Origin of the sequence: Halorubrum sp. CGM5_25_10-8B, assembly GCF_005435095.1 — an archaeon.
GTDB classification, from domain to species: Archaea; Halobacteriota; Halobacteria; order Halobacteriales; family Haloferacaceae; genus Halorubrum; species Halorubrum ezzemoulense.
Genome location: NZ_SGTY01000045.1, coordinates 1 through 470, shown reverse-complemented (window position 1 = coordinate 470; position 470 = coordinate 1). Strand labels below are relative to the sequence as shown.

1 protein-coding gene is annotated in these 470 nt (G+C 66.0%); it reads left to right on the top strand.

All coding sequences use genetic code 11. The annotated features are described in order from the left end of the window. A partial coding sequence (locus tag EXE51_RS17415; protein ID WP_137693186.1) for an ATP-binding cassette domain-containing protein occupies positions 1–470 on the top strand: 470 nt, incomplete at both ends.

The following is a 470-nucleotide window of genomic DNA, read 5'->3' as shown; positions in this document are numbered from 1 at the left end:
AGCTAAGCGGGCGCGAACGACGGCGCTGGCAACGCCGCGTCGGGATGGTGTTTCAGGATCCGCAGGAGAGCCTGAACGAGCGGATGACCGTTGGCGAAATCATCAAAGAGCCCCTGAAGACCCACGACTGGCCGTTCCTCCGGGTCGCAGTAGAGGACGTCGATGCGGAGGTGAAGGGGAGCGACGTGACGCCGTGCCGCCCCGACCGGGCCGCTGACATCACCGTCCGGCTCCGCAGCGACGGCACCAAGGTCAATGTGCGTGAGGGACTCCCGCTCACGGCTGAGGACCTGAACCTCAGCGTGAGCCGCGACGGGACGACGACCGTCTCGGTCGCCGTCAAGCGGCACAAATCGGAGCTACGCCGTGAGCGCGCCTTCGAACTCCTTGAGCAAGTCGGGCTAACGGAGGACCACTTCTACCGTTACCCGCACCAGTTCTCGGGCGGGCAGCGCCAGCGCATTGGCATC